Origin of the sequence: Alcaligenes sp. YSL9 (genome assembly GCF_030515105.1) — a bacterium.
In the GTDB taxonomy this organism is placed as follows: Bacteria; Pseudomonadota; Gammaproteobacteria; order Burkholderiales; family Burkholderiaceae_B; genus Alcaligenes; species Alcaligenes phenolicus.
In genome coordinates this window covers 231,301-256,765 of record NZ_JALXJU010000002.1, presented here as the reverse complement: position 1 = coordinate 256,765, position 25,465 = coordinate 231,301, and the positions used below count along the sequence as shown (strand labels likewise).

The 25,465-nt window shown below is 57.5% G+C and carries 18 protein-coding genes; 9 read left to right on the top strand and 9 right to left on the bottom strand.

Annotated features, from left to right (window positions below):
• Window positions 1-260: 260 nt before the first annotated feature.
• Entirely contained in the window at window positions 261-1,505 is a 1,245-nt protein-coding gene (locus M2Q46_RS09310; protein ID WP_115634127.1) for a benzoate/H(+) symporter BenE family transporter, read from the bottom strand.
• 274 nt (window positions 1,506-1,779) lie between these two features.
• Between M2Q46_RS09310 and M2Q46_RS09305 the strand changes: the two genes are divergently transcribed.
• On the top strand, window positions 1,780-1,998 hold the full coding sequence (locus tag M2Q46_RS09305) for a hypothetical protein (RefSeq protein ID WP_302357120.1): 219 nt from the start codon (window positions 1,780-1,782) through the stop codon (window positions 1,996-1,998).
• Between the two features lie 26 nt (window positions 1,999-2,024).
• Here the strand turns inward: M2Q46_RS09305 and M2Q46_RS09300 are convergent, their stop codons facing one another.
• Together M2Q46_RS09300 and mutS are read right to left on the bottom strand one after the other, a co-directional pair.
• Window positions 2,025-3,215: a cupin domain-containing protein gene (locus tag M2Q46_RS09300; protein WP_302357119.1), complete on the bottom strand. Its 1,191-nt coding sequence runs from the start codon at window positions 3,213-3,215 to the stop codon at window positions 2,025-2,027.
• A gap of 236 nt (window positions 3,216-3,451) precedes the next feature.
• Window positions 3,452-6,088 carry a DNA mismatch repair protein MutS gene (mutS, locus tag M2Q46_RS09295; RefSeq protein WP_022983514.1) on the bottom strand — a complete coding sequence of 879 codons (2,637 nt, stop codon included), beginning with the start codon at window positions 6,086-6,088 and terminating at the stop codon, window positions 3,452-3,454.
• Window positions 6,089-6,305: 217 nt separating this feature from the next.
• On the opposite strand from mutS, the gene M2Q46_RS09290 reads away from it, so the two are divergent.
• From M2Q46_RS09290 to M2Q46_RS09270, 5 genes are all read left to right on the top strand, one after another.
• The gene (locus M2Q46_RS09290) at window positions 6,306-7,418 is read left to right on the top strand and encodes a YncE family protein (RefSeq protein ID WP_302357118.1); all 1,113 of its coding nucleotides are present in this window, start codon (window positions 6,306-6,308) and stop codon (window positions 7,416-7,418) included.
• 12 nt (window positions 7,419-7,430) lie between these two features.
• On the top strand, window positions 7,431-9,626 hold the full coding sequence (locus M2Q46_RS09285) for a TonB-dependent siderophore receptor (RefSeq protein WP_302357117.1): 2,196 nt from the start codon (window positions 7,431-7,433) through the stop codon (window positions 9,624-9,626).
• Between the two features lie 340 nt (window positions 9,627-9,966).
• The gene (locus M2Q46_RS09280) at window positions 9,967-11,145 is read left to right on the top strand and encodes an efflux RND transporter periplasmic adaptor subunit (protein ID WP_257113116.1); all 1,179 of its coding nucleotides are present in this window, start codon (window positions 9,967-9,969) and stop codon (window positions 11,143-11,145) included.
• The gene (locus M2Q46_RS09275) at window positions 11,139-13,097 is read left to right on the top strand and encodes an ABC transporter permease (protein WP_302357116.1); all 1,959 of its coding nucleotides are present in this window, start codon (window positions 11,139-11,141) and stop codon (window positions 13,095-13,097) included. The genes M2Q46_RS09280 and M2Q46_RS09275 overlap by 7 nt, the downstream gene beginning before the upstream one ends.
• 32 nt (window positions 13,098-13,129) lie before the next feature.
• Window positions 13,130-14,530: an efflux transporter outer membrane subunit gene (locus tag M2Q46_RS09270; RefSeq protein ID WP_302357115.1), complete on the top strand. Its 1,401-nt coding sequence runs from the start codon at window positions 13,130-13,132 to the stop codon at window positions 14,528-14,530.
• Here the strand turns inward: M2Q46_RS09270 and M2Q46_RS09265 are convergent.
• From M2Q46_RS09265 to M2Q46_RS09240, 6 genes are all read right to left on the bottom strand, one after another.
• Window positions 14,483-15,247, bottom strand: coding sequence for a glucosamine-6-phosphate deaminase (locus M2Q46_RS09265; RefSeq protein WP_203145019.1), 765 nt, complete (start codon window positions 15,245-15,247; stop codon window positions 14,483-14,485). The two genes, M2Q46_RS09270 and M2Q46_RS09265, sit on opposite strands and share 48 nt — an antisense overlap.
• Before the next feature lie 132 nt (window positions 15,248-15,379).
• The gene (locus M2Q46_RS09260) at window positions 15,380-17,224 is read right to left on the bottom strand and encodes an ABC transporter ATP-binding protein (protein ID WP_009457855.1); all 1,845 of its coding nucleotides are present in this window, start codon (window positions 17,222-17,224) and stop codon (window positions 15,380-15,382) included.
• Between the two features lie 416 nt (window positions 17,225-17,640).
• A complete protein-coding gene (locus M2Q46_RS09255) occupies window positions 17,641-19,248 on the bottom strand; it encodes a gamma-glutamyltransferase family protein (protein ID WP_302357114.1) in 1,608 nt (535 codons plus the stop codon).
• The gene (locus tag M2Q46_RS09250) at window positions 19,245-20,273 is read right to left on the bottom strand and encodes a tripartite tricarboxylate transporter substrate binding protein (RefSeq protein WP_302357113.1); all 1,029 of its coding nucleotides are present in this window, start codon (window positions 20,271-20,273) and stop codon (window positions 19,245-19,247) included. Before M2Q46_RS09250 ends, M2Q46_RS09255 begins: the two co-directional genes overlap by 4 nt.
• A gap of 75 nt (window positions 20,274-20,348) precedes the next feature.
• Complete coding sequence (locus M2Q46_RS09245; protein WP_026484229.1) at window positions 20,349-21,275, bottom strand: LysR substrate-binding domain-containing protein; 927 nt, start codon at window positions 21,273-21,275, stop codon at window positions 20,349-20,351.
• Window positions 21,272-22,270 carry an LLM class flavin-dependent oxidoreductase gene (locus tag M2Q46_RS09240; protein ID WP_026484230.1) on the bottom strand — a complete coding sequence of 333 codons (999 nt, stop codon included), beginning with the start codon at window positions 22,268-22,270 and terminating at the stop codon, window positions 21,272-21,274. Before M2Q46_RS09240 ends, M2Q46_RS09245 begins: the two co-directional genes overlap by 4 nt.
• A gap of 88 nt (window positions 22,271-22,358) precedes the next feature.
• On the opposite strand from M2Q46_RS09240, the gene M2Q46_RS09235 reads away from it, so the two are divergent.
• From M2Q46_RS09235 to M2Q46_RS09225, 3 genes are all read left to right on the top strand, one after another.
• Window positions 22,359-22,967, top strand: a complete 609-nt coding sequence (locus M2Q46_RS09235; protein ID WP_302357112.1) for a class I SAM-dependent methyltransferase — start codon at window positions 22,359-22,361, stop codon at window positions 22,965-22,967.
• 529 nt (window positions 22,968-23,496) lie between these two features.
• The gene (locus M2Q46_RS09230) at window positions 23,497-24,309 is read left to right on the top strand and encodes a mechanosensitive ion channel family protein (protein WP_035271438.1); all 813 of its coding nucleotides are present in this window, start codon (window positions 23,497-23,499) and stop codon (window positions 24,307-24,309) included.
• A 208-nt stretch (window positions 24,310-24,517) separates the two neighbouring features.
• Window positions 24,518-25,453 carry a LysR substrate-binding domain-containing protein gene (locus tag M2Q46_RS09225; RefSeq protein WP_026484233.1) on the top strand — a complete coding sequence of 312 codons (936 nt, stop codon included), beginning with the start codon at window positions 24,518-24,520 and terminating at the stop codon, window positions 25,451-25,453.
• Window positions 25,454-25,465: the final 12 nt, after the last annotated feature.

The window sequence follows — 25,465 nt, the reverse complement described above, 5'->3', positions numbered from 1 at the left end:
TCCTGAAGATCAAAGCCAGCGCAGGCTAGCACTTGAGCGTGGAAGAGGCAGTCAATAGATTGTGTCTATTAATTCTTACAGGGTTTTTTGCCTGCAGTAGGGCTAAGTTGAAGGTTTATAGTGCTTATTGATGGGTTTTTTGTGACTAGTTTTTACAATAAAATCAGTGGTATTCAAGGCAGTAATCCTGCATGGGCAAGGGGAATGTTTTTGCCATTCAGGCCAGAAACTCTGTTCTGGCCTGAATAGGTTTTTATGAGTTACCGAGCATCAGACGCCGCCGGAAGCCCCTCAGTACCCAGCTTTTCCGTTTTTCGCTGCGGCAACTTCCCATTCAAAATAAAGTACGCCAGCAGACCGATCACCAGTCCCCAGAAAGCCCCGCCAATCCCGAACAGAGTGATATTGGCGGCTGATGCCAAAAAGGTAATCAAGGCTGCTTCACGCGATTTGACGTCTGCCATGGCTCCCGCCAGGCTGCCGCCAATGGTGCCCAGCAAAGCCAATCCCGCCAGCGTGGTGATAAAGCTTGCAGGGAAGGCCATGAACACAGCGGCCAGGGTTACTCCAAAAACGCCAACCAGAATGTAGAACACACCGGCGGCAATCCCGGCAACCCAGCGTTTGGAGGGATCCTGGTGCGCCTCTGGCCCGGTGCAGATAGCGGCGGTAATGGCGGCTACGTTCATGGCATGGGAGCCAAAGGGAGCCATGATCAGCGAACCCAGTCCTGTCACCCAGACAATTGGGTTGGCACTGGTACGAAAACCGTCGTTACGCAGGACCAGCATGCCGGGCATGTATTGGCCGGTCAGCGTGATCAGGAATAAGGGCAAGGCGACGCTTAGCAAGGCATTCAGGGTGAATACTGGCATGGTGAATACCGGCGCGGCCAGTTCCAGTTTCAGACCACTCAGGTCTACGCGATGCTCCAGCAGCAGAAAGCTCAGGCCCAGGATCAGAATGCCTACCACTGCGTAGCGTGCGGAAAAGCGTTTGATGATCAGGTAGGCCAGAATCAGCAGACCTGCCAGTTTCGGGTCCAGTGTCATGCTGCCAAATGCGCCAATGCCAAATTGCAGCAGAATGCCGGCCAGCAGACCGGCAGCGATGCCGTTTGGGATCAGACGGATCAGGCGCTCGAAGTAGGAGGACAGGCCCAGGACCACAAAGGCCGCTGCCGAGATCAGGTAGGCGCCGACGGCTTCTTCATATGGCGTGGTGGCCAGAGCCGTAACCAGAAATGCAGCGGCGGGCGTGGACCAGGCGGTGATGATGGGTTCGCGCGAAACCCAGCTCAAGAGCAAACCGGTAACACCCACACCAATGGAAATTGACCAGACCCAGGAGGCGGTCAGCTCAGGGCTGAGGCCGGCTACTTTGGCGGCCTGGAAAACCAGAATAAAGGTGCCGCCGTAGTTGACGATGACCGAGATCAGACCGGCCACGATAGGCGGGATCAGGTCGCTGACTAGAGAGGATGAGGTCGATCGGGAGGTAGACATAGTGCTCTGCGCTTTCCAAAAGGAGAGATGACAAACGAGCACTATTTATAGCGATTAAATGGACTGGCCAGATAGGACGCTTTGTGGATGTAGGGCAGACCACTTTTGAGTTGGGTAGGTGCCTGACTAGATTGAGCGGGGTGGCTACGTGACTTTGAATGTGGCCCGAGCTGGATTGAAGCTGGGCTGTAAAGCCACTAATGGTGGCTTTATGACGGATTGCTCGTCTTGTGAATCGCGTTGTTCATGATAATGCTTTTTCTTGCTGGATGGCGTGAATAATACTGTGGCAACTGCAACTGCAACTGCAACTGCAACTGCAACTGCAACTGCAACTGCAACTGCAACTGCAACTGCAACTGCAACTGCAACTGCAACTGCAACTGCAACTGCAACTGCAACTGCAACCGGCAAATGTATCGGTTTTTCGATTCCTGAGGTGTTAGCAATAAAAAAGCGAAGCAGCCTGCAAGCTGCCCCGCTTTTTTTCTGAACTCGCCAGAGTTAGTGGCTCAGTGCTCAGTTTTCCTTGAACTGCAGCCAGCCGTCATCCAGCCAGGCATTCAGCATTTCGCGCTCATCTTCATCCAGGGCTTCGAAACTGTCGCCGGGGATCAAGAGTTCACGTTGGTCAGCCAGTTGTTTCAGGGCCGGGCTGGCGGGGCAGGAGGCGACCTCACCGTTGATATACAGCTCATCGCCGCGATACATCATGCGCGAGCAGCGATCCAAAGCCAAGCGGCCTGCAGGCCGCTCGGGGTCATGCAGATCAACCGGGTCTTCGGCAATGTCGAACCAGCTATTACTGGGCAATTCGGTCAGCCAGACGCCCAGGAACCGTGAGGCCAATGCTTCGTCAAAACGAATGGCGTTCAAGGCATCCAGCGACTTCTGAACAAGCTTCTCCGGCAAGGCGGCAGGTGTGGTGCTGGCCTGGGCATCCGGGTCGGTGTAGCGCTGCTGCAGGCTCTCGGGCATGGGCATCGGTGGGTCGGCATACAAGCCAAAGCCTTCGCCACTGGCGGCGGCCAACTGATCCGAGGCGGCATCCATCAAACCACGGGCCAGCGTTGCCTGGGTAGGCGAGCGAAAGCCGATGGAAATTGTCATGCAGTCGCCAATTGCAATCCCGTCATGTGCCACGTGCGGGGGCAGATACAGCATGTCGCCGGGTTCCAGCGTGAACTCTTCTTCTACCTGGAAATTGCGCAGAATCTTCAAGGGCAGGTCGGGCACCAGGCTCAGGTCTTTTTGCTGGCTGATACGCCAGTGACGCTTGCCGTGAGCTTGCAGCAGGAACACATCGTAGCTGTCGAAGTGTGGGCCTACGCCACCGCCGTCTGAAGCAATGCTGATCATGGCGTCGTCCAGACGGGCATCGCCAATGAAGCGGAACTGACGCATCAGGGCGGCGGTGTTGTCGTCGTGCAGATCCACGCTTTGCGCCAGGGCGGTCCAGTTGGGCTGCGAGGCGGGTGGCAGCTCGTCAAAAGGCCCGGTTTCCATTTCCCAGTCTTCGCCGTCATGGATGATCAGACGCGACTCGACTTCTTCACGCGTTACCAGCTCGCGGATATTGTCTATGCTCAGCGAGTGCTTGAAATTAGGAATGGCGCCGCGTATCAATAAAGGTTTGCGTTGCCAGTAGGTTTGCATGAACTCATGCGCGCTGATGCCGCCCAAAAGGGTCAATGGCTGGTCGATAGTCATGGACTGCCCGAACAAGAATTAAATTAGCCCGTAGCTTAACTGATCCGGCCTGTCCCGGTGTATGGCTAGCCTGCGTATCAGGCGTATCCAGCGCAAAGAATCCAGAGAAATACTCGCGATATAGAGTGATTGACTCACGGTAGGGGTCTAAGAATGATTGATTGTCGATCTGCTCGCCAACGGTCCTCGGAAAACCACATAAAAAAAGGAGCCTCTTGGGCTCCCTTCAGGACTGTTTAACCCGCCGCCTTCATCTCTTTTTTCCAGCGGTACAGCAAATCCAGGGCGTCGCGTGCGCTCAGGTCATCCACATCCAGTTGCTTGAACTGATCCAGCAAGTCCAGTGCTTTTTCTGTGGTTGGGTCAGGCTCGGCGACCGTGGCTTCCGGAGCGCTGCCTGCATTGAACAAATCCAACTGTGCGCTAGGATCGTTTTGTGCTTCCAGACGGCTTAGCTCGCGACTGGCCTGACGGATGACCGCAGAGGGAATGCCGGCACGTTGTGCAACTTGAATCCCGTAGCTGCGGCTGGCGGGGCCTTCCTGAACTTCGTGCAGGAACACAATGCCGGAGGCCGATTCTGCGGCGGCCAAGTGCACGTTGGCCGCCGCAGGCAGCTCGTTGGGCAGGCGCGTGATTTCGAAGTAGTGCGTGGCAAACAGGGTCAGTGCCTGATTGTGGCTGAGCAGGCGATGCGCGATGGACCAGGCCAGGGCCAGACCATCATAGGTGGAGGTGCCGCGACCAATTTCATCCATCAGCACCAGGCTGTAGGGGGTAGCACCGGCCAGAATGGCAGCTGCTTCGGTCATTTCCATCATGAAGGTAGAGCGGCCACCGGCCAGATCATCCGCTGCACCGATACGGGTAAAGATGCGGTCGATCTGACCAATACGGGCTGTGCTTGCCGGTACAAAGCTACCGATGCGGGCCAGCAAGGCAATCAGGGCAACCTGACGCATATAAGTGGATTTACCGCCCATATTCGGGCCGGTAATCAGCAACATGCGACGTTGCGCGTGCATTTCACAATGGTTGGGCGTGAAGCGCTCGATGCTGTGCTCCACCACAGGGTGACGGCCTGCTTCAATCCAGATACCAGCCTGCTCGGTCAGCTCGGGGGCGACCCAATTATTGTCCAGTGCGTGCAAGGCCAGGGAGGACAGGGTATCCAGTTCGGCCAGTGCGCTGGAGCACAAGGCCAAGGGGCCTGCATAGCTTTGCAGCTTGTCCAGCAATTCATCGAACAGGAACTTCTCGCGGCTCAGACTGCGGTCCTTGGCGGACAGGACCTTGTCCTCCCACTCTTTCAATTCAGGCGTGATGAAGCGCTCGGCATTTTTCAGTGTCTGGCGGCGGCGGTAGTCGTCGGGGACCTTGTCGGCCTGACCGCGACTGACTTCAATAAAGAAACCATGCACACGGTTGTATTCGACGCGCAAGGTAGCAATGCCGGTGCGCTCGCGTTCGCGGGCTTCGATCTTCACCAGCACATCGCCGCTATCGCTGGCCAGGCTGCGTAGCTCGTCCAGATCCGCATCGTAGCCATCGGCAATGACACCACCATCGCGTATCAGCAAGGCGGGCTCGGAGGCGATGGCAGACTGCAGCAAGGAAGCCAGCTCCGGGTCCAGAGCCAGACTTAACAAATGCCCATGCAAGTGTTCAGACTGAGCAAAGTTCTGTTCCAGCTCCCGACGTAGTTCAGGCAGTGTCACCAGCGCATCGCGCAAGCTGGCCAGCTCCCGAGGACGCACGCTGCGTAGCGAAATACGCGTGGCAATACGCTCCAGGTCCGGGAAGCGGCGCAGGGCATGGCGCAGCACACCCAAAGGATCGCCTGCATTCAAGCTGGCGCTTTGCTGGGTTTGGAAGAACAGGGACACCACATCCTGACGCTGCTGAACGGCGTGGTTCAAGCGCAAGGGGTGATGCAGCCAGCGGCGCAGCAAACGGCTGCCCATGGGGGTCTGGCAATGATCCAGTGTGGAGAACAGGGTTGGGCTGGTTTCACCGCTAATGGTTTCGGTAATTTCCAGATTCTTGCGCGTGACGGCATCCAGCACCAGAAAGTCCGAGCTGTGTTGAACACGGATAGCGGTGATGTGGACCAGGGACTGAGATTGTGTGCTGCCGACATAACGCAGCAAGGCTCCGGCTGCCGCCGTCGCCGCAGGCAGATCGTCCAGACCAAAGCTGGCTAAAGAATCCAGGTCAAAATGGTCCAGCAAGGTTTCGCGTGAACCGTCCTGTGCAAAGTGCCAATCCGGCAGGGTGTGGCAACTGGCTTGCGGCAGTTCCGGGGCAGGGCGCAGCGATTCGGGATAGACCAGTTCTACCGGGCCGATACGATTCAGCTCCGTATCCAGCATGTCGGGTTCGCACTGGCTGACCAGAAACTCGCCACTGGCCAGGTTCATCCAGGCCAGCCCCACCATTTCCTGACGTTGCACCTTGATCAGTGTGCAGGCGGCGATCAGGCGGTCTGCCTTGGGAGGCAGCAAGGCGTCATCCGTCAGTGTGCCGGGGGTGACCACACGCATGATCTTGCGCTCGACCGGACCTTTGCTGGCAGCCGGGTCACCGACCTGCTCACAGATGGCGACGGATTCGCCCAAGGCCACCAAACGCGCCAGATAACCTTCCATGGCGTGAAAAGGCACACCAGCCATGGGGATAGGCTCGCCGTTGGAGGAACCGCGCTTGGTCAGCGTCAGGTTCAGCAGGCGTGCGCCGCGTTCGGCATCGGCGTAGAACATCTCATAGAAGTCCCCCATCCGATAGAACAGCAGATGCGAGCCAGCCTCCGCTTTGAGCTGAAGGTATTGACGCATCATGGGCGTGTGGGCGGACAGATCGGCAGCAGAAGTCATAGCGCAGTACAGGTCAGGGAATTCAACAACAAGGCCGCCCAGAAGGCGGCTGAGTCGATATTGTAGCGAGGGCAGTCAAGTGGGGGATAGGGAAGCGGCTGATTTAGTCCCGCGTGTTTCTCCTTAAGGTGCAGGGATATCCCGATTTTGAGCATGGAAGTGCTTAATGTAATAATACAAATGATAATCACTTCTATTTCTAACACGGGATATTGAAATGTTCACACGTCGCCTTGCTTTGTCTGTCTTGTCTGCCGCTTTGCTAAGTGCCGGATCTCTTGCCCATACCCAGTCGTCCGAGGTGATCTCGCTGCCCTTGACGCCGGAGCTGGCGCAAAAGACGTCAATTACGGCAGAAGGGGCTTTACGCAAGGATCTGGCTTACGGGGTTTATCAAACGGTTTACAGCCCGTTTGATAAGTCCTTGTATGTGGCCTCGGCAGAGCGTGCGCCTTCGGTTCGGGGAGGTGTGATCTATAAACTGGACCCCATCACTCTGGATGTAAAGGGGACGATTTATACCGATGAAAGTAACTTCGGCCTGGCGACGAACGCGTCGGGCGACACCCTGTACGTCACCAATAGTCTGGCTGCTGCCGTCTCCAAAGTTGAGCTGAAAGCGGACGGGAGCCTGGAGCGAGTCCGCTTTAGCAATACCAGTTTTGATGACACCAAAATGGGGCCGCGCACGATTCGTCACGACCCCCAGCAAGGCCGTGTGTATGTGGGGGCCGTAGGTGCGCCGGCCGTGATCTGGGTGCTGGATGATCGTAATCTGGAACTGATCGACACCATTGAAAACGCAGGCAAATGGGTGACCGGTCTGCTGATAGATTCGGGATCGCATCGTCTGTATGCCGCCAATGGCGACGGCGAAGTGATGGTGATCAATACCCAAACCAACAAGATCGAACAGCGCTGGAAACCGGCTGGCGCCAAACCCGCCTTGCTCTTGAATTTTGCGCTGGATTCCAGGCGCAATCGTCTGTACGTGACCGAGACCAAAGACCAGAAAACCGTGTATGTGCTGGATGCCCGCAACGGCAAATTGCTGCAGGAACTGCCGGTGGGGGATGCCATGGATGTCTTGTATAACGCTGATCGCGACGAGCTGTATTTGACTCACCGCGAGCAAGGCAAAGTGTCTGTGCTGGATGGCGGCAGCTATGCGATCAAGGCGCAATACAACTTGCCTGATAACCCCAACAGCCTGGAGCTGGGCCCGGATAGCCAGTTGTACGTCACCGTTAAAGCTCCTTCCACTCCGCAGTACAAAGCCAGCAAGCGCGAAAGTGTGGTGCGTATTGACCTGAAGAACATCAAGGCTTGATAGGTAATCGTGATGACCAGCTTATTCAAGCCTTGCCTGGGACTCTCTCTTGTCCTGTCTCTGTTTGCTCTTCATTGTCAGGCTCAGGCGCAAGACCAGAGGGATGTTGCCCAGCCGCAGGAGTTGTCCACCATTACCGTTAATGCCAGTGCGGATGCGTCGCGTCAGGGCTTGTTGCCGGAGTATGCGGGCGGTCAGGTCGCCAGCGGCGGGCGAGTGGGGATATTGGGTTCTCTTGAAAACATGGACTCGCCTTTCAGCGTCAATAGCTACACCAGCCGCTATATCGAGCAATTGCAGGCGTCGACCGTAGCCGATGTGGTGCGCCATGATCCTTCCGTGCGCGTGGCCCGTGGTTTTGGCAATTTTCAGGAAAGTTTTTTCATTCGGGGCTTTTTGACGGCGTCCGATGATATTGCCTACAACGGTTTGTTTGGTTTGCTGCCCCGGCAAGCGACGGCTGCCGAACTGGCCGAGCGTATTGAAGTGCTGCATGGCGCAGGTGGCTTTCTGTACGGTGCCGCGCCTTCCGGCGGTGGTATTGGGGGCACGATCAATGTGCTGCCCAAACGGGCTGGCGAGAGCCCGCTGACCAAGGTCGGTGCAGGTTATGGTAGTGGCGGGCAAAGCCAGATCAAGGCGGATATTGCGCGTCGTTTTGCCGATGATGCGGCAGGCATTCGCATCAATGCCATCAAACGCAGTGGTGATACGGCGGTCGACAATGAGCACACCAGTCTGGACCTGTACACGGTAGGGGTGGATTGGCGTGGTGAGCGTGTACGTTTGTCGGCGGACTTGGGCTATCAAGAACATAAGCTGCGTGAAGTCCGGCCTAATGTGGCTTTAAAGGCGGGCTTGTCCGCTTTGCCGGGCTTGCCTTCGCACACGCGCAACTTCGCCCAGCCCTGGACCTACTCTAATGAGAAAACCATTTTTGGGACGGTACGCGGGGAATATGATCTGAATGATTCCATGACCCTGTGGGCTGCTTTCGGTATGAAAGATGGCAAGGAAAAAAATCAGCTTGCGACTCAGACGGTAACGGATGCCGTTTCTGGAAAAACCACCTTCTCGCGTTTCAACAATTCCCGACGTGATGACGTGAAAACAGGCGAGTTGGGTTTGCGAGCCAGTTTTGAGACCGGGCCTGTGTTGCATGAGCTGGTCGCTGCTGCTTCTTTGTATGACCACAAAGAGAAAAATGCCTGGGCTATGGGTAGCGTGCAGGAAAGTAATCTTTATGATCCTGTGAATCACGCCTTGTCACCCTTCGCTTATACCGGGGGAGATTTGGGTTCACCCGCTTTGGTGGGACGCACCAAACTGACCAGTTATACCCTGGGCGACCTGATGTATCTCTGGGACGACAGGCTGGAAGTCATGTTGGGGCTGCGCCATCAAATCATGGAAATGCGCAGCTATGACTATGGCACCCAGGCCTTGCAGCGCAAAGATCGTCAGCAACATACCAGCCCTGCTGCGGGTGTGGTGTTCAAGCTGACTGATGAATGGGCTTTGTACGGCAACTACACGGAAAGCCTGGCGCAAGGCGATCTGGCACCGACTCGCTTTAACAATCAGCCGGTTCAAAACGCCGGGCAGCGCTTGTCGGCCTTTGTGGCCAAGCAAAAAGAGCTGGGAATCAAGTACGACAACGGTTCCATGGGCGGTGGGCTGACCTTCTTCACCACGACCAAACCGCGTGGTGTGGTGAACGACGATCTGCGTTTTGTGGAAGCGGGCAAGGATCGCCATAACGGGTTGGAGCTGAGCTTCTACGGCCAGTTGACGGACTCCCTGCGCATTCTGGGTGGGGTGACCGCCTTGGACACCAAGCAGAAAAACACGGGTGACCCGCTGAGCGAAGGTCAGCGTGTGATTGGCGTGCCGCGTTGGCAAGGCAGTCTGGGCCTAACCTGGGATGTGCCGCAGGTGACAGGCTTGTCGCTGGATACGCAGTTGTTGGCAACCGGTGCCCGTTACGCGGATTCGGCCAATGCGATCCGTGTGCCAGGTTGGGTGCGTTGGGATCTGGGGGCCAGCTATCAGCGCAAGATTTCCGGTGTGCCCATGACGTTCAGGGCCAGTGTCGAGAATGTGGCCGATACGGCGTATTGGGCTTCGGTCGGTGGCTATCCCAATAATGGCTATCTGGTCTTGTCGCAGCCACGCACGTTCATGCTGAGTGTCTCGGCGGAGTTTTAAGGAAAGGACCGGGCAGGGGGCACAGTCCTGCCTGTTCTCCACCACATAGGGCGTCCAGCAAATGTTTGACGCCCTTATCTCAAGCCCATCGCTATAACTTTTACAAAATAAATGTCCGGAAAGTGGGCTCTCAAACGTCTTTATAAGGAAGGCCTGAAAAAGGACCTCTTGCCCTGTCCGCTTGACTGCACTGTTTAGGTGGGAACCTCCTTGTCTGCTAAGTAGCGTGGAGCCGGTTTTGGTCTAAGCAAGTACCTGCCTTCTTGACCACTTTTGTTTTTTTGATCACCTGCCGCGCATGATACGGCGGGTGCAGATCTACGGTTTTTTGGGATTAGTTATGAAGTCCAAAGCAGTAAAGCGCCGCTGGGCGTTGGCCCTGGTGGCGGTGCTGGTGCTGGGGGCGCTCGCCGCTCAGGCCGGGCGTTCTTCAGAGCAGTTTGAAACGGTGGCCGTGGAGCAAAGTGATATACGCGCTACCGTTGCTGCGGTGGGAACTTTGAAGCCCAGTCGCTATGTGGACGTGGGTGCGCAGGTGTCCGGGCAGATTACGGCTTTGCCGGTTGCGCCGGGCGATCAGGTTGAGCAGGGCCAGTTGCTGGTGGAAATCGATCCCAGTGTGCAGCAAGCCACCGTCGATGCAGGCCGCGCTTCCTTGGCCGCGTTCCGGGCCCAGTTGGCCGAGCAGCAGGCTCAGCTTTTATTGGCGCGTCAGCAATTGGCTCGCCAGCGTCAACTGGAGCGCCAGCAGGCCAGCCGTCAGGAAGATATTCAGATTGCCCAAGCCAATCTGGCGACTGCGCAGGCTCGGGTAGCACATGTGCAAGCGCAGATGGAGCAGACTCAGGCCACGCTGAAAGCCGATGAGGCGCGCTTGGGCTATACGCGCATTTACGCGCCCATGAGTGGCACGGTCATTGGCGTGCAGGCGCGTGAAGGTCAGACGCTGAATGCCACGTATCAAACTCCCAACATTCTGCGCATTGCAGACCTGAGCACCATGACAGTGTGGACCAGCGTGTCCGAGGCTGATATTCGTCGTATCAAGCCCGGTATGACCGTCACCTTCACGACGCTGGGGGAGCAGGGCGAAACGCGGGCGCGTCAATGGCAGGCCAAGGTTCGCCAAATCATGCCTGCGCCAGAGGGCAGCACTCAGGATGAAAGCACGGCGGCGGCACCGACTGCCACACAGGCCATCATGTATACGGTGCTGTTTGATGTGGCCAATGAAGACGGCGAATTGATGCCGCAGATGACGGCGCAGGTGCTGTTTGAGATTGATCGTGCCGACCAGGCCTTACTGATACCCCTGGTGGCTTTACGCCCAGACCCTGATCGTGGTCCTGATGCTTTTACGGTGCCGGTGCTGGAGCGGGGCAAGGTGCAGGAAAAGCCGGTCGACCTGGGAGTGCGTAATCGTCACCAGGTACAAGTCGTGAACGGGCTGGCTAAAGGGGAGCACGTTGTTCTGGCGGTGCTCACTCCTGAGCGTGGCTGGCGGTGGCTGCAATGGTAGGGGCTGCACCTCCTTTGATTGAACTGCGGGACATTAACCGTATCTATGGCGGCCCGCCCAGCACTAAGCCGGCTGTGCAGGTTCTGTTCGATGTCAGCTTGAGTATTGAGCCGGGCGAGTTTGTGGCGATTGTGGGGGCCTCGGGGTCGGGTAAATCGACACTGATGAATCTGCTGGGTTGTCTGGATAAGCCCAGCAACGGCACCTATCTTTTTCAAGGTCGGGATGTCGCACAGCTCAGTCCTGATGAACTGGCCCAGTTGCGCCGTGAGACCTTTGGTTTTGTCTTTCAGGGCTATCACCTGATTCCGACTGAAAGCGCCAGTGAAAATGTCCAGATGCCTGCCATTTACGCGGGAATGGATGAGGGCGCGCGTGCGGCACGTGCCGCAGAATTACTCAGTAGCCTAGGTCTGGCGGACAAGCTGGATAACCGGCCCAATCAGTTGTCCGGCGGCCAGCAGCAGCGGGTGTCTATTGCTCGTGCCTTGATGAACGGTGGCCGTGTCATTCTGGCCGACGAACCCACGGGTGCGCTGGACTCGCGCAGTGGTGCAGAAGTGATGGCCTTGCTGCGCAAGCTCTCGAACTCTGGTCACACCATTATCCTGATTACGCACGATCATGAGGTCGCGGCGATGGCAGACCGGATTATTGAAATTCGTGACGGCTGCATCCTCTCGGATAGCCGCCCAGAAACGGCCACCGAGTCCAAGCTTGAGCAGTCTTTACCACCGCCCGAGCACCGCCGCTCGCCCTGGGTTTCGGAGGTCAAGGATGCTACCCGCAGCGCCTTGCGCAGCATGTTCATTAACCGTCATCGCACGGCCTTGACCTTGTTAGGCGTGATCATCGGGGTGGCCTCGGTCATCGTGATGCTGGCGGTGGGCGAAGGTGCTCGCCAACGTGTCATGGATCAGATGGGCACGATGGGGACCACGATCATTTACTTGAGCAGTTCATCACCGCCCAATGGGGTCGCCAAGGGACAGCTGACAGAAGAGGATCTGGAGGCGATTGGCGAGCTGCCATTGATACGGCGTGTCATGCCGGTGATTGGAGATCCGATTACCGTGCGGCGTGGCAGCGTGGACCGCCAGGTGTATGTGTTTGCCGCCAATGAAACCATGCCGGATATTCATCGCTGGCAGCTGGCACAAGGTCGCTACTACACCGATGCCGAGGACCGGGATCTGGCTCCCCTGGTTGTGCTGGGACATCGTGCCGCCAAGCAATTCTTCCCCGATATGGACGTGCCGTTGGGGCAGCAGCTCCTGATCGGCAATTCACCTTTTGAGGTGGTCGGGGTAATGCAGGAGCGCGGTGCCGATTCGGGCGCGCAGGCTTACGACGATATGGTGTTTGTGCCTTATCATGCGGCGCGTGCCCGTGTGTATCAGGCCCAGACGCAGCCCGACTATGTGGTGATTGATGCGCAGGACAGTTCCACCGTTCTGGAAGCGGAACAAGACATGCGTCAGTTGCTGACACAGCGTCATGGTGGGCGAGAAGACTTTTCAATCGGGAATGCAGCGGCTCGCTTGCAGGCAGAGGCTTCCACGCGTCAGGCCATGAGCATGATGCTGGGCCTGATTGCCGCCGTGTCTTTGGTGGTGGGCGGCATCGGGGTCATGAACGTAATGTTGATGACGGTGCGTGAACGCACGCGGGAAATTGGCATACGCATGGCAACCGGTGCACGGCAAAGTGACATCATGCGCCAGTTTCTGACTGAGGCGGTTTTGTTGACGATTACAGGCGGCTGCCTGGGCGTGCTGGCTGGTGCTGTGGTGGGTATCGGCCTGATTTTTGGTGGGGTGGATGTGGTGTTTTCCTTGCGGGCGGCCTTGGGCGCCTTTGGCTGCGCCGTGGTGACGGGCATGGTTTTTGGCTATATGCCAGCACGAACGGCGGCCGCGCTGGACCCCGTTCAGGCTTTGGCAGGGGAGTAAGCATGGCTCATTACCGATGGATAGCAGGGGCCATGAGCACGCTTGTGCTGCAAGCGTGCGGCTCCTTGTCCTCTGATCTGGACAAGACCCCGCCGACGCTGCCCCAGGCGTATCAACAGCAAGCCAAGGCGACACCCAGTCCTGTACTGGCCCAGGTAGAGCCGGAGTGGTGGCGTGCTTATAACAGCCCCGCCTTGAATAGCCTGATGCAGGAAGCCTTGAAGGACGTGGCGGTGCTGCGTCAGGCACAGGCCCGGATCTTGCAGGCGCAGGCTCAGGCACGCATGGCCGGAGCCAGTTTGCTGCCGGAATTGCAGGGCAATCTGTCTGCGCAAAGAGATGCGCCGTTTTCTTCCTCGCATGGAGACACTCGCTCGCAATATGTGGCCGGTGTGTTCATGAGCTACGAGCTGGATGTGTGGGGACGCAATCGTGCTCAGGCCGACAGTGCCGTGTTCCTGGCCCAGGCGGCAAATTACGAGCTGGATGTGCTGCGTGTCAGCGTGCAGGCGCAGGTGGTGCATTTAAGCCTGCAAGCCTTGGGCGACAAACAGCGCGTCGCCATTGCCCGTCAAAACCTGGCCGTTGCGCAACGCTTGTTGAGCCTGCTGGAAGCACGCTTGCAGGCGGGGGCAGCTTCGCCTTTGGAGCTGGCACAGCAACGCCAATTGCTGGCTTCGCAACAGCGCAAATTGTTTGTGATTGAAGAACAGGCCATTCGCACGCGGGTGGAGCTGGCGACCTTGTTGGGCCGTACTGAAATCATGCCCGAGCCGCAGGAGGATATTGCCAGCTTGCAGGTACCAGAGCTGGAAGCAGGTCTGCCTTCACAGCTCTTGTCGCAGCGCCCTGATATTGCGCGCATCGAGGCCCAGTTGTCAGCGGCTCATGCCGATGTGCATGTGGCGCGCGCTGCCATGTATCCCAGCCTGACCTTGGGGGCGCGGGCAGGGGCATCGGGCAATCATTGGGAAGAAAGCTTGCGCCATCCGGTCTACAGCCTGATCAGCGGGCTGGTGGCGCCTATCTTCAATGCCGGTCGTCTGGAGGCGGGCAAGGATTTGAGCGACGCCCGTTTGCAGGAATGGCTGGCGCAGTATCGGCAGACCATTGTGCAAGCTTATATGGATGTGGAAGGCGTGCTGGCACAACTGCATAGCCTTGATGCCCAGGCGCAGACTATGGAGCTGGAGTGGGAGCAAGCCAGGCTGGCGTTTGAACTGGCCGAAGCACGTTATCGCTCTGGCTCGGAAACCTTGCTGTCTTTACTGGATGCGCAGCGTACCTTGTACGCCGCTCAGGATGTGCGCGTCAGTTTGATGCAGGCACGTCTGCAATCCCGCGCGGCGCTCTTCCGAGCACTGGGCGGGGGCTGGCAAGCTGGCTCAGGCAGCCTGGCTGATCAGGGGACGGTGGCAGAGGCTGGGGTCTAGCAGGCTGGCAGCCGCCTCATCCAGCAGGATGTGGGTGTTGGCGTGCTGCTTCAAGGCTGTGAAAGGCAGCTCGGGCGTGACACCGCCTTCCTGGTAATTGAGCATGGTGCGAGCCTTGTGCTCGCCGGTGACCACCAGGGCAATTTCACGGGCGCTCAGAATATCGGCAATCCCCATGGTGATGGCCGATGCAGGCACTTCGTCCATGGAATCAAAAAAGCGGCTGTTGTCGATACGGGTGCGCTCGGACAGGGCCACCACATGGGTGCGGCTGTCAAAAGGGGTGCCCGGTTCGTTAAAGCCGATGTGGCCGTTGGTGCCTACGCCCAGCAATTGCAAGGCGACACCCCCACTGGCCGCAATCGCGGCGGAGTAGTCCTGGCAGTGCTGCTCCAGCTCTTGGGTCAGGCCATTGGGCAGATGCAAACGAGCGGCATCAAAAGGCAGTTGGCCGAACAGGTGCTGGCGCATGTAGTAGGCGTAACTTTGCTCGTGCGCTGCCGCCAGACCCACATACTCATCCAGATTGAAGCTGTTGATCTTGGAGACATCCAGCCCATTGGCACGTACGTCCTGTACGAAACGGGCGTAGACGGGTTCCATGGTCCCCCCGGTTGCCAGACCCAGAGTCGCTTGTGGATCCTGACGAATAATTTCCTGAAGACGGGCGCTCAGGTGTGCCGCAATGGCGGCGGAATCGGGGAAGACTAAAAACATAATCTTGTTCTATGTATGGGCTGAATAAGTTGAAAAAAAACTTCGCCGCAAGCACGGCGAAGTTTGATCTTTCGAAATTCTAATGGGACAAAGATGTAACGTCAGTTTTTTTTTGCAAGCAAGTGACACGTTTTAACTATCTTGTTTGCCAGTCTCTCCCAGGAAGCCACCACTTTGACGTGCCCACAAACGAGCATACAAACCACCTTTTTCCAGCAATTCCTGGTGGCTGCCTTGCTCGATGATGCGGCCCTGATCCAGCACAATCAAGCGGTCCAGTGCCGCAATGGTGGACAGGCGGTGGGCAATGGCAATTACCGTCTTGCCGTGCATCAGGGTGTTGAGGCTTTCCTGGATGGCGGCTTCCACTTCAGAGTCCAGCGCGCTGGTGGCTTCATCCAGTAACAGGATGGGGGCGTCTTTCAGCATGACGCGGGCAATTGCCACACGCTGACGCTGGCCGCCAGACAGTTTCACACCGCGCTCGCCCACATGCGCCTCCAGGCCCTCACGGCCCTGGCGGTCATGCAGCTGGGGGATGAAGTCGGCAGCGGCGGCACGCTCAACGGCCATATGCAGCAGCTCGTCGTTGGCATCCGGGCGGCCATACAGAATGTTGTCGCGCATGGAACGGTGCAGCAAGGAGGTATCCTGCGTCACCATGCCAATGGCGGCACGCAAACTGTCCTGCGTGACGTGGGCAATGTCCTGGCCATCAATGCGGATGGTGCCGCTATCCACATCATGGAAACGCAGCAGCAGGTTGACCAACGTGGACTTGCCCGCGCCAGAACGGCCAATCAGACCAACGCGCTCGCCCGGTTTGATCACCAGATTGAGCTTGTCGATCACCTGACGGCTTTTATCGCGGTAGGCAAAGCTCACGTCCTGGAATTCGATGCGACCTTGCTCGATTTGCAGGGGCTTGGCATCGGGAGCATCTACCACTGTGGGTTTTTGCGTCAAGGTGTTGATGCCGTCCTGAATCGTGCCTACGTTCTCGAACAGATTGGTCAGCTCCCACATCAGCCAATGGGAATGGCCGGACAGACGCAGTGCCATGGCAATGACGGCCGCCACTACACCGGCTGTGGATTGATCAATCGACCACAAGTACAAGGCCAGGCCTGCCGAACTGATCAGCAAGACAGTAGCCAGCACATGGTTGGTCACTTCAAACATGCTGATCAGACGCATCTGGGCATGGCCGGTTTCCTGGAAGCGGCGCATCGCGTTCTTGGCATGGTCAGCTTCACGGCGTGTGTGGGCAAACAGCTTGACCGTGTTGATATTGGTGTAGGCGTCGGTAATACGGCCCGTCATCAGCGCACGGGCGTCGGCCTGTTCAGCTCCGACTTTGCCCAGACGGGGCACAAAGTACACGCAGGCCAAAGCGTAGCCTACCAGCCAGAGCAGGAAGGGCAGGATCAGCAGGCGGTCAAAGCTGCCTGCCAGAATCAGAATACCGATCAGGTAGGCGCTCATGCCCACGACCACTTCCACGGCCATGAACAGAGTTTCACGCACCGCCAGAGCGGTTTGCATGATCTTGGTGGTGATGCGACCGGCAAACTCGTCCGCGTAAAAGGACATGCTCTGATTCAGCATCAGCTTGTGAAACAGCCAACGCAGGCGCATGGGGAAGTTGATGGCCAGTACCTGGTGCATGACCAGCGTATGCAGGCTGATCAGCACGACGCTGCCCAGCAGAACAGCGGCAATGGTCAACAGCGTGCCACCCTGCTGGCTCCAGAACTGGGCAGGTTCAATCGAGGGCAGCCAGTCCACGATATAGCTGAGCAGGGCAAACAGCATGGCCTCGTAGGCCGACAGGCCAATCGAGGTTACGGTCATCAAGCCAATCCAGCCGCGTGAATTTTTCGTACAGGCCCAGATGAAGGGGAAAAATCCTTTGGGAGGAGGGGCGACGTGTTGTTCGGGATAGGGATCTAATCGACGTTCAAAGAATGACAGCACCGAATGGGCTCCAGCGTACGGCCCTCTGGATGACAGGGCCGTTTAGACAAATAGAAAACCGCTTCCGGGGTATGAAGCGGCAATTTTTGATGGTACAGCAGTCATTCTGCCTGGCTGAAGAAAACCTGATAAAAACACAGTCTTTGTGTAGGTAAATTGTCAGATATTGACCACGGTGTACGTTTAGTGAGCCAAGTCGATGCTGGAGTCTGCTTTGGGGGCTGTGCCTGGCTCTTTGGTGGACAGGGCTGAGCCTTGAAGGAGGCTGAAGGGATGGGGCCTTGGTGAGCGTGTCTTTGTTTCGTCGAGTGGTTTGTCTGAATAGAGATAGGGAGGCCCAAAGGTATTTGGGGTCTGGATGTTCTTATCCAGACCCCAATCAGAAAGTGGCAGTGATCTCTGGAAGGCAAATAGGCTTAGTAAGCCACCACCTGTCCATCTTTACGCGGGTCGGAGCCGCCCACGTAATGATTGCCTTGGCGCAGAATCAGTTGTGCACCGCCAAAGGCGAACACACCGCTACCGGGTTCAACGACGACTTCATGACCGCGCTCGCGCAAGGCCTGAACCAGGGCTGGCTCGAAAGTGGGTTCTACCGCCACCCCACGGCCACCCGTCACGCGCCAGCGTGGGGCATCGGCAGCGGCCTGCGGGTTCTGACCGTACAGCAGAACACGCAGTGCCATTTGCATATGGCCTTGCGACTGGAATGGGCCACCCATCACACCAAAAGACATTTGAGGGGTGCCATCGGCATTCATGGCAAAGGCCGGAATGATGGTGTGCGAAGGGCGCTTGCCACCGGCCACTTCATTCACATGACCGGGGCGCAGGGTAAAGCCATGACCACGGTTCTGCATGCTGATGCCGGTGCCGGGAACAACCACGCCGGAACCAAAACCCATGTAGTTGGACTGGATCAGGGACACCATCATGCCGCTCGCGTCAGCGGCGGTGACATAGACCGTGCCGGAGGGGCCAGGCAGGCCGTGCTTGGGGTCGCCTGCCTTGTCCATCTGAATCAGGGCGGCGCGCTCGCGCAGATAGGCCGGGTCCAGCAAATGCTCGGGATGATGAATCATGTGCTCCAGATCTGCGTGGTGCTCGTACAGATCTGCAAAAGCCAGCTTCATGGCTTCAATGCTCAAATGCACCGTGTCGATATGGTCCAGCGGCTGCTGGCCCACACCAGCTTGTTCCATGATGCCCAAGGCCATCAAGGCCGCCAGACCTTGTCCATTGGGCGGGATTTCGTGAACCACGGACTGGGCAAAAGGATGGCTGATGGTGCCGCACCAGTTCGCGCGGTGCTCGGCCAGATCCTGCTCATCCATGGCGCCGCCATGCTGGCGGGAGAAGTCGGCGATGCGTTTGGCCAGCTCGCCGGTGTAGAAGTCCTGACCCTGGGTGGCCGCAATGCGTTCCAGCGTATTGGCCTGGTCCTGGTTCTGATACCACTGGCCAGCGACTGGTGCTTTGCCATCACGTAAAAAGGCTTCGGCAAAACCGGGTTGATCGCCCAGACGCTGACGACCTAGCTCCCACAAGCGCGCGATTACGGGCGAGACCGGGAAGCCTTCTCGGGCGTAATGAATCGCCGGGGCGGCCACTTGCTCCAGACTCAGACGGCCCAGCTTGCTGGATAGCTCGGCCCAGGCAGAGACCGCACCGGGAACGGAGACACTTTCCCAACCCTTGTCGGGGATGGCATCGTGACCTTTGAAACGATCCGGCGACCAGCCACGGGGAGAGCGCCCGGAGGCGTTCAAGCCATGCAGCTCTTTGCCGTCCCAGACGATGGCAAAGGCATCACTGCCTATCCCGCAACCCGTGGGTTCGACCACAGTCAGTGTGATGGCGGCCGCCAGGGCGGCATCGACGGCATTGCCACCGGCCTGCAACATGCGCAGGCCCGCTTGCGCGGCCAAGGGGTGGGAGGTGCTGACCATGTTCTGGCCAAGTACCGCAGAGCGGGCGGACGGGTAGGGGTTGTTCCAGTCCATACAGGTGTCAGTCTTGTTCATTGAATCTGTATTCCAGTCAGTTGGATCAGGCCTTGCCAGCGTGCGCTGTCCTCGCGGACCAAAGAGATAAACTCTTCTCGGCTGGTGCTGCGGGGTTGATCCACGCCCAATGTTTGCAGGCGCGAGCGTACTTTGGGGTCCTGAACGGCATGTGAAAAGGCCTCATAAGCCTTGTCACGAATTTCGTCGGGCAAGCCTGCAGGGGCGTACAGGCCAAACCAGGTCACCGACTCATAGCCCGGCAGGCCGGACTCCTGAAAGGTGGGCAAATCGGGTGCCAGCGGCGAGCGCTGCTGGCCGGTTACTGCCAGGGCGCGCAACTGGCCGTTGTTCACATAGGGCATCCCGGTGGGGATGGCGTCCAGTAAAACATGAATGGAACCGCCCAGCATATCGTTAATGGCCTGACCGGTTCCGCGGTATGGAACGTGGGACATGACGATATTGGCCTGATTCAAAAAGGCTTCGGTGCCCAGGTGCACGATGGTGCCATTGCCACTGCTGGCGTAGTTCAACTCATCAGGATGGGCGCGAGCATAGTCAATCAGCTCTGGCAGCGTTTGTGCGGGTACGGACGGGTTCACCAGCAAGACGCTGGCGGCATCGCCCAAATGGGCGATAGGGGTGAAGTCTTTGTCTGCATCGTAGGGCAGGGACTTGTACAGGTGCGGAGCAATCGCGTGGGTGCTGCTGGTGGTGAACAGGAGGGTGTAGCCATCGGGCTTGCTGCGAGCGACTTCGCCTGAACCGATCGTGCCGCCCGCGCCCGTGCGGTTGTCCACAATGATGTTGGCGTTCATCGCTTTGGCCGCGCTTTCGGCAATCAGGCGGCTGATGACGTCGGTGGCACCGCCAGTGGGGAAGGGTACGATCAGGCGAATGGGACGATCAGGCCAATCGCTGGCATGGGCCGCCACGCTACTGACGGCCAGAACAGCACCTAATAAGGTTTGGGCAAGACGCCGCCAGGGGCGACGGGTCGATGGGGGCTGCGCGTTGCTTGCGGCGTTGCTGGGTCTTGTCATGGCTATCTCCTCAATCAAGAGATGATAGGAAAGGCGATGATGCCGAACCAGCAACAAATAAGCAGGTCAGCGTTGCTATTTTGGCAAGGCTTGCGGGTCGACTTCAAGCTGCGGCAGCAACTCGTCCAGAAAGCGGCGAACAATAGAGGGCAAGCGGCGGCCAGCCAGGGCCTGCACTTCAATTTGACGATTCAGCAAGCCGCGTTCATGAATGAAACTGGCTTGCAGCAAACCTTGCTCAATCAGGTGACGAGCCGAGAGCAGGGCGGACACCGTCACGCCTGCGCCGGACAAGGCAAATTGATGCAGAGACTGCATGTGATTGCTGCTGAATACCGGGTCCAGACTCAGGTTCTGTGCGCTGCAGGCCACATCCATCATTTGCCGCACGGTGGTGTCGGGGCCGGGCAAGGCCAGAGGGTGTGCCAGAAGGCTTTTCAGGCTGATGCGTTCGGTACGGGTGACCGGGTGGCCGGGAACCGCCAGAGCCATGACGGGCGCATCGCGGCGGAACAAGGTCTTGATGTCTTTTTCGGCTGTTTGAGTGAATTTGATGCCTATATCAATCTGGCCGCTTAGCAGCAGCATGGTGATGCGGTGAGGTGGCAGTACGTCCAGTTGAAAACGTATGCCCTGATGTTTTTCACGAAATTGTGCGATGCACTGCGGCAGTAGCTGGGCGGCCAAACCTTCAGAGGAGGCGATGCGTATCAGGCCGGTTTGTAGCCCTTGCAAGGCGGCAATATCGTGCAAGGTGCGCTCGGCATCCATGGCGCTGCGACGGGCATGGGCCAGCAGCAGTTCTCCCGCAGCGGTCAGGTTCATGCCACGGGCATGACGCTCGAACAAGGCCATGCCCAGGTTTTCTTCCAGTCCGCTGATCTGGCGGCTGATGGCTGATGTGGCCACATGCAGATTGCTGGCCGCCTGCGAGATAGAGCCACAACGCGCTACTTCCTGGAAGTAGCGCAGTGCGGTCTCCTGAAGATGGCGTGGGTTCATACCAGACTGCCGCGCAGCTCGGCGGCAATCTCGTAGGAGCGCAAGCGCTTGTTGTGGTCAAAGATATTGGCGTTCAGCATCAGCTCGTTGGCGCCGGTCAGTTGAATGAAGCCTTTCATCTGTTCAAGCACTTGCTCCGGATTGCCAATGGCCGTACAGCTGAGCAAGGAGTCCAGCAGATGCTGGGCCGGCGGGCTGCATTGCTCGTAGTAATCACGCACGGGGGGGGGCAACTGGCCTGGACGACCACTGCGCAGGTTCACAAAAGACTGTTGCCAGGAGGAGGCCAGCAGCTTGGCTTCGTCTTCCGTGTCGGCGGCAAAGACGTTGTAGCCCAGCATGACATACGGTTTTTCCAGATGCACGGAAGGCTGGAACTGACGGCGGTAAACCTCAATAGCGTCCATCAATTGAGCAGGTGCAAAATGCGAAGCAAAGGCGTAGGGCAAGCCCAAGGCGGCGGCCAGTTGAGCACCAAACAGGCTGGAGCCCAGAATCCAGACCGGCACATTCAGTCCGCGACCGGGCACGGCCATGATGCGGTTGCGCGGCTCGTCGGACATATAGTCCATCAGTTCCAGCACGTCGCGCGGAAACTGGTCGGGGTCGCTGTTCAGATTGCGGCGCAAGGCGCGGGCGGTTTCGGGGTCGGAGCCAGGGGCACGACCCAGGCCCAAGTCAATACGGCCGGGGTACAGGGAGGCCAGCGTTCCAAACTGCTCGGCAATCACCAAAGGGGAATGGTTGGGCAACATGATGCCGCCCGCGCCCACACGAATGCGGCTGGTTTGACCGGCAATGTGCCCGATCAGAACTGAAGTGGCAGCACTGGCAATACCGGGCATGCCGTGGTGTTCGGCCAGCCAGTAACGGTGATAGCCCCACTGCTCGGCATGACGGGCAATGTCCGCCGAACAGCGAAAGGACTGGGCCGGGGTAGAGCCCTGAACAATAGGGGACAGGTCTAGGACGGAGAGCGGATAGCTTGGCTTCATGGCATCAGATTCAAATTGGACTCAGGATATAGTCGATCCATCGTTAGGCAGCGTCAAGTAAACCCATAGCATAGGCAAGGATGTTCAGATGAAAGAAACCAGTCGTCGCACCGTCAATCATTACCAGGACCATGCGCAGGCTTATCGGGACGGCACGTGGGATCATGATGTCAGCCAGAATCGCGATGCTTTGCTGGCAGCCATCGGCTTGCCGGGGCCTGTGGATATTCTGGATCTGGGCTGTGGACCGGGGCGGGATCTGGTCGCGTTTCAGGCCATGGGTCACCGCCCGGTGGGCCTGGATGGCTGTGCGGCTTTCGTGGAGATGGCTCGTCAGCAAACTGGCTTGCCGGTGCTGCATCAGGACTTTCTGGATTTGAATTTGCCCGCTGCGGCTTTTGATGGTGTGTTTGCCAATGCGGTTCTATTCCATATACCCAGCGCGGAGCTGCCTGCAGTTTTGACCGCTTTGCGGCACAGTCTGCGACCGGGCGGCGTGCTGTTCTCCTCCAATCCGCGCGGTCAGGGGCAAGAAGGCTGGAATGGTCAGCGCTATGGTTGCTACTACAGTTGGGAGCAGTGGTCAGAGCGTCTGGAGCAAGCGGGCTTTGACTATATCGATCACTTTTATCGCCCCACAGACAGGCCGCCGCAGGAGCAGCATTGGCTGGCTTCCCTGTGGCGCGTACCGGCTTGAACAGGTGCAAAATGGTGAATCCCTGACCTGGCTACTTAGGTGGTTGTTTTATAAGCCTATTTTTTGCTAATACAGGGGTTTTCCCTATTTTTATGCACATCTTTTGTGGATAAGCCGGTTTTCAACAAGCTGAGGCTTGCCCGAGGAAAAAAATGGTAAAGAATTGTCGATTCTCTGCTCGCTATTTCTAAGTGCTTGATTGCACGGGGATAAGTGCAGTGATTCACGGTTTATCCTGTGACTTGTCCACATTTTATGGGGATAAGCTGGCGTCTGTTTCCGGATTTGGATGTTTTCTGTTCGTGGTTTTCAAGTGGCTGATACTACGGAAGGTTTTTCTGATTTGCCCAGTTTTTCCTATGAGCTATCCACAGTTTTCGGGGATAAGATGGTGGGCTTGCTCAACTTGGGTTCAGACCCGTCCCAAGGCTATGATGCGCACTAGCAATGTTTACCCTTGGCGGCCAGTCCCTTCGGTGCTTTGCCTTTTAATTGAGGAGATTGAAACGTGGAAAAATTGCAAGCCTGGATGACAGAGTTTCCAGCCGTTGTCGCGATTGCGCTCAACGTCGTGATTGCTTTGTTGATTCTGATTATTGGCTGGTGGCTGTCTGCCGTCGCCGGTCGTGCCATCAAGCGCATGGCAGCCCGCTCGCCTCGAGTGGATCCGACGATTGTGCCTATGGCCCAGTCCGTAACGGTCTGGACAATCCGCATCTTTGTGCTGATTGCCGTGTTGGCCCGTTTTGGTGTGCAGACCGCCAGCATTATCGCGGTACTGGGTGCCGCCGGTTTGGCGGTGGGCTTGGCCTTGCAGAACACACTGCAAAATATCGCCGCCGGCATCATGTTGCTGATGCTGCGTCCCTTGCGTGCGGGCGAGTTTGTGTCGGTTGTTGGTAAAGGTGACGGCACCGTGCAGGAAGTGGGTTTGTTCCTGACCCGCTTTGAGCAAGTGGATGGCATTCAATTTACGCTGCCCAACAGCCTGATCTGGGGCAACCCTATCATCAACTACAGCCGTAACACCACTCGTCGTTTGGACTTCGGGGTGGGCGTACGTTATGGCGATGATCTGGACCTGGCCATCAAGCTGCTGCAAGACCTGCTCAATGAACATCCTCAGGTGCTGAAAGACCCGGCTCCTTTGGTCATGGTCATGGAGTACAAGGACAGCGTAATCACCGTCAATCTGCGTGCGTGGATCAATGCTGCTGACTTCTGGGATGCCCGTTTTGATCTGTTCCGCCGTGCGGTCCAAGTGCTGAATCAGGCTGGTTTGCAGACGCCCGTTCCAGTACGTGAAATCGTGCAGTCGGTTGGCGAGAAAAAGGCTGCGTGAACATGATGGGTTCAAGGCCAGACTCCAGCTTTGAACCGTGTCCTGCAGGCTTCAAGCCCATGCGGTTCCGATAGAAAGTATGAATGCCCCAAGCCTTGCTTTTAGCGGCTTGGGGCATTTTTTTCGGGTTAGCCTGCATTGGACTTACTGCGGGCTTCTCCCATACTGTACTCTTTGCTCTGGCGCTGTTTTTCCACCTGCCCTCACGATGTTTCTGATCGACGAAAAAATCACGGTACGACGCCTGGAAGTTCTGCTGGCTTTTCTGGAAGCCGGCACGATTGCCCGTGCCGCAGAACAATTGGGCACCAGTGCGGTGAGCGTGCATCGGGCCTTGAAAAGCCTGGAGGAAGGGTTGCGCTGCCCGCTGTTCTTGCAGGAAGGCCGCAATCTGGTGCCACAGGAGTCGGCGCGCGAGCTGGCCGAAGCGGCCAAGGAAACCATACGTACCTTGCAGCATGGCATTGATGCTGCCCGCGAAGCCGGGGGGTATTCGTCGGATCAGTTGCGCATAGGCTCCATGTACTCGCTGACGATACGTTTGGTGCCGCGCCTTTTGGTAGAGCTGAAGGTTCACAAGCCTTTATTGCAGATTGATCTGGTGCTGGACTCCAACGAGAAGCTGCTGCAAAAGTTGCGGGGTGGTCATATTGATGCAGCCCTGATCGAGTTGCCGCAGGAGCAACCGGATGATCTGGAAGTGCTGCCCATTTTTGATGATGAGCTGATGTTTGCTGCTCCCATGGATTGGCAAGGATCGGACTCGTCCGTGGTGGATCTGGAGCGTTGTTCCAAGGAACGTTTTGTGTCGCTGACCGATGATTTTGCAACGGGGCGGGATATGCAGCGCATGTTGGCCAAAGCTGGGTTTGATGCCGATATTGTGATGCGCACCGGAGACATCTTTTCCTTGATGAGCCTGGTCAGTGGTGGTGTGGGATGCTCCCTTTTACCTGCGCGAGCCAAAGCGGTTTTTTCTGACAAGATTCAGTGGCTGAGCCTGGAGCCGAAGTATCGACATTCACAGCGTATCGGCCTGGTGTGCATGAAGTCGCGCGAGCGCAGCCCGAATGTGTTGAGCTTGTTACGGGCCTGCCGGATCGTGCGTACTCAGTTGGAAAAAGAAGGGCCGACGTCGGGTTGATGCGGGTCTGTG